General features: G+C 42.9%; 4 protein-coding genes. All 4 read right to left on the reverse strand.

Features of this window, described 5'->3' with window-relative positions:
• Positions 1 to 222: 222 nt before the first annotated feature.
• On the reverse strand, positions 223 to 1425 hold the full coding sequence (locus tag IQ229_RS14190) for an NF038130 family PEP-CTERM protein (RefSeq protein ID WP_194044707.1): 1203 nt from the start codon (positions 1423 to 1425) through the stop codon (positions 223 to 225).
• 630 nt (positions 1426 to 2055) lie between these two features.
• Entirely contained in the window at positions 2056 to 3288 is a 1233-nt protein-coding gene (locus tag IQ229_RS14195) for an LL-diaminopimelate aminotransferase (RefSeq protein WP_194044708.1), read from the reverse strand.
• A gap of 221 nt (positions 3289 to 3509) precedes the next feature.
• Positions 3510 to 3845 carry a thioredoxin family protein gene (locus tag IQ229_RS14200; protein WP_194044710.1) on the reverse strand — a complete coding sequence of 112 codons (336 nt, stop codon included), beginning with the start codon at positions 3843 to 3845 and terminating at the stop codon, positions 3510 to 3512.
• 174 nt (positions 3846 to 4019) lie between these two features.
• A partial coding sequence (locus IQ229_RS14205) for a PspA/IM30 family protein (RefSeq protein WP_194044712.1) occupies positions 4020 to 4538 on the reverse strand: 519 nt, incomplete at its 5' end.

The raw sequence follows: 4538 nt of genomic DNA on the forward strand, positions 1-4538 counted from the left end.
GGTGAGGGTAAGTAATACCATTGTACAAAATCCATATTAAAAACAAATCAAGTTGGTAGAGGCATACAAATGTGAAATCTTGCAAGCGATTTATTTTTTGCAAGTATTTTTAGAAAAAGTATAACCTAGAAGATTAAATTATCTTATAGGTGCAAGGAATTATTCATCAAAAAAGGGAGCTGTTAGCTCCCTTACTTATTTTTTGGAATGGAAACCGCAGTTTCAACCAGATACTTTTTTTAACTTGCGTTGTGTAACAAAGATACCAGCAACACCTAAAATACCAAATACTACTGAGGGTTCTGGTACAGAGGATGGAGAGACATATTTAGGTGTTGACCAAGTATAAATTGCACTGTAGGATACACCATCATCAGAAGCAGTAATACCGGATGCAGTGGGGTTAAAGCTATAGGCATAGTAAGTTTGACCACCAGTAACTACCTTAGCAATTTCACTAGCTGCAATTTCACCTTGATATCCATTTAATGCAGCTTGCAGGGTCAGTACATCTTTAAATGATGTGAGTTGAGAGATTTGACCTGGTAGCTGATTTTTAAGAGTATTCAGTTGAGAAATTTGACCTGGCAGCTGATTTTTGAGAGTATTCAGTTGAGAAATTTGACTTGTCAGTTGTTGCCTTTTTACTTGATTGGCTGGAATGTTAGGAATTGCGTTGAGTTGTGTTTGCAGTGTGGTAATTTGTCCTGGAATTGCGTTGAGTTGTGTTTGCAGTGTGGTAATCTGTCCTGAAATTACGCTCAGTTGTGTTTGTAGTTGTGGGATTAAACTTTCAACTTGTGAAAGGGTTGGTGCAGTTGTTTGTTGAGGAAACTGTGATTTAATTGCATTCCACTTTTCATCAACCTTAGTAGAAATAGTTGTTGCAAGTTTAGTTTTTACATCCAAGTGACCAACTAACTTCAGTTCCACACCGCCATTTTGACCGAATTGGAAACCACCAATGTTAGGATCTCCCATTCCCAAGGAAGGAAAATAACTAGTTATTAGTGATTTGCTGTCGGCTGAAAACCCGTTCCAAACTGATTGAAATGGTGTGTAGCTACTCAATAAATCGCCTAGCCATTGGGAACCAAAACTATTCCAGTCATTAGCATTGACACTACTAACGGTGGCACTGTAGTTTCCTTTTGTGGCGGTGAAGCCAACATTAGAACCTGGGGTTTCGCTACTATACCAAAGCTCAACGTTAGAGCTGGGATTGTTATCTGTCAAAGCCTTGATGGCAGCGTTAGTACCACCTTGTGCGTTCCCTTTGATGAAAGTACCATTTGACCCACCAGTGTAAGTGTTAATTTCTCCTGTATTATTGAAGTTAAAGGATGTAGCGTGTGCTGGGGCAGTGGCAAGAGCGCTCACACCAATAGCCATTGAGGCACCAATTACAAGTTTCTGAAAAGTCATTTTCATTGTTTTCAAGTCTCTGTCAGTTTGGAAGTTAAGTTTTAAACTACTGCCGTTTTTAGGCTTGGGCTGTCTTGACCACAGGCTTTTTGGCAATACGGCTGCTTAAAAGCATGACCTGTATTGTTAGCCGTCTTTGGTATCTAAGCGTACAAACCCAGTTTAAGAAACGGAGAGACCTGATTGGGTAAAGTTACTGCTGTTTATCAATAAAAAGATGAAGAATGTTTTGATAGTTTTATACGTTTAATTACATATTTTAAGCATTAAAGATAGTTACAAAGAATACTATACACTTTTTTAAGTTCAGTACAATACGGTAGGTACACACAAATGTCATTGGTGTCAACTTAACGTGAAAGCCAGCCTAGAACCAGCTTTTAGATATTGTCTCCTTGTCTCGTTCCCAGTCTCCGACTGGGAATGCCGTCCTAGAGGCTCCGCTCCCTTGCTGGCGGCAGAGCCGCCAAGAGCAGCATTTCCAGCCCAGAGGCTGGCTGGAAACGAGATTTGAATTTGAAAAGGCTTTTAGCTTAAGTTGACGCCAATGCACAAATGTGAATCCATACCGTATGTTCCATTGGTAAACTTTGCCACTAAAAATCCTTGGCGTTCAGCTTGAGAAGAAATTTAATGAAGAAACTCAACCATTCTTTCTACAGCAATTTCTAACAAAGGTGGCTCATGCACCAAGGCAAAACGGACATACCCTTCTCCAGATTTGCCAAAGCCAGCACCTGGAGAAACTGCTACACCAGTTTGTTTGACTAGCTGGGTACAAAATTCTACGGAGTTTTCACTCCAAAGTGAGGGCAATTTTGCCCAGATGTACATTGTGGCTTGGGGAGTAGGAACATTCCAGCCAATGCGGTGTAAAGCACTGATGAAAGCATCACGCCGTCCCTGGAAGGTGGTGACAGCAGATTTTACGCCAGCTTGAGGCCCAGTTAGGGCAGCGATCGCACCATTCAAAATTCCCCGATACTGATTAAAATCAACGGCAGCTTTTACCTGGCGTAAAGCCTTAATTAACTGGGCATTACCTATGGCATAACCAATGCGGAAACCGCCCATATTGTATGACTTGGAAAGAGTGAAAAATTCAATCGAAACGCTTTTCTCTGGATCGGCTTGCAAAATTGAGGGGACTAAGGATTTTGGATTTTGGATTTTGGATTTTGGATTGGCAGAAGAGTTTACTTCTTCCCCAGTTTCCTGAAATACCAAATCTACATAGGGAAAATCGTGAACCAGCACGAGGTTGTGTTGTTGACAGAAAGCGACAGCTTCTTGGAAGAAAGATAAAGGTGCGATCGCAGCAGTGGGATTGTGAGGATAACTTAATACCATCATCCGCGACTGGGCCAATACTGGGGCAGGAATATCAGCAAAAACTGGTAAAAAACCATTTTCTGCCAGTAGTGGCATCGGGTAGATTTGACCGCTGGCTAGGTAGACTCCCCCCGCATGGGATGGATAACCTGGATCGAGCAACAGGGCAAAGTCTCCTGGATTGAGTATTGCTAGGGGTAAATGGGCTGTGCCTTCCTGAGAACCAATTAGAGGTAATACCTCAGTTTGAGGATCGACTTTGATACCAAATTTTTGTTCGTACCAGTTGGCTGCGGCTTCGCGAAATCCTTGGGTACCGTTAAACAACAGATAGCCGTGGGTGCTGCGATCGTGCAGAGATTGGGCGATCGCCTCAATAACGTGTGCCTCGGCTGGTAAATCAGAAGACCCCAACGACAAATCAATTACCTCTCGTCCAGCGGCCAAAGCGACTGCCTTGGCTCTGTCCATATCAGCAAATACATTCGATTTTAGGGGTTGTAAACGTTTTGCAAACTGTATATTAGTCATTTGTCCTTTGTCATTTGTCCTTTGTCATTTGTCATTTGTCCTTTGTCCTTTGTCAAATGACCAATACTTCTCTACCAGAGGCTGCACCAAGGGGAGCGCTCAGTACAAGTGACCCATGACCAATACAACTCTTGGAGAGGCTGCGCCAACGACTACGCGGTAGTTGAGCGCAGTCGAAACTCAGTACAAGTGACCAATGACTAATGACCAATGACCAATGACTAATTACTATTTAAGTGCGTATCTAGGAGAGCAAGTAATTTCTCTTTGCCGATGACTCCCTCAGTGGATATCAAAACTTCCTGGTCTTGAAATAGTCTGAGAGCGGGTACACCTTCCACTTGGTACTGCTTAACAGTAAGTGGGTTGGGGTCGATTTCCATTTTAACGACTTTGAGGCGATCGCTATATTCGCTGGCAGCAAAGTTAATCGCGGGCGACATCAATTGACAAGGGCCACACCAGGAAGCCCAAAAATAAACTAATACAGGCTGCTTGGCTTTTAACACTTCAGTTTCAAACTCAGCATCGGTTATGGTGATTACAGCCTTACTCATTGCAGTCTCCATCAGGTGGCGATCGAAGTTGGCACACACAATACTTTATCCCAAAGTCGTCAATAGTCCATAGTTAATAATTTATAGTTATTAGGATTGTTGACTATGGGCTATTGACGTAAAATCCCACAACCAACGGGTGTGGGACTATCTTTAATAAGTTTTCTGTCAATTTTACAGTTGATCCAATTGCTTGCGTAGGGAATCTAACTCAGCATCAACCACCTCATTAGATTTAGGAGCAGTGCTTTCTTGTTGCGGTGGTAGTTGGGCTTGATTTTGTGGAGCAGCGGGTGGTAGCATCTGGGCTTTCAAAGCTGCCAATTCATCATCAACATCGCTACTACCTTCCAACTGAGCAAATTGGCTTTCTAAATTTTCACCTGCTAACTCTCCTAGTGCCTGGGCCCGGGATTCTTGGATTAAGACTTTTTCTTCCATCCGCTCGAAGGCAGCCATTGCACTGCTGGTATTCATCCCACGCACCATACCTTGAAGTTGCTCTTGGGCTTTGGCGGTAGTGATTCTAGCTCTGAGCATTTCTTTCTTGGTCTTAGCCTCAGAAATTTTGCTTTCCAGCTGGATTAAGTTGCGCTTGAGGGTTTCAACTTGAGTGCTTTGAGTATCTAAACTAGCTTTCAGGGCTGTGCTGGTGTCTGTATAAGTCTTCTTGCGCTCTAGAGCTTGTCGGGC

The sequence above is a fragment of the Nostoc cf. edaphicum LEGE 07299 genome (assembly GCF_015207245.1).
In the GTDB taxonomy this organism is placed as follows: Bacteria; Cyanobacteriota; Cyanobacteriia; order Cyanobacteriales; family Nostocaceae; genus Nostoc; species Nostoc edaphicum_B.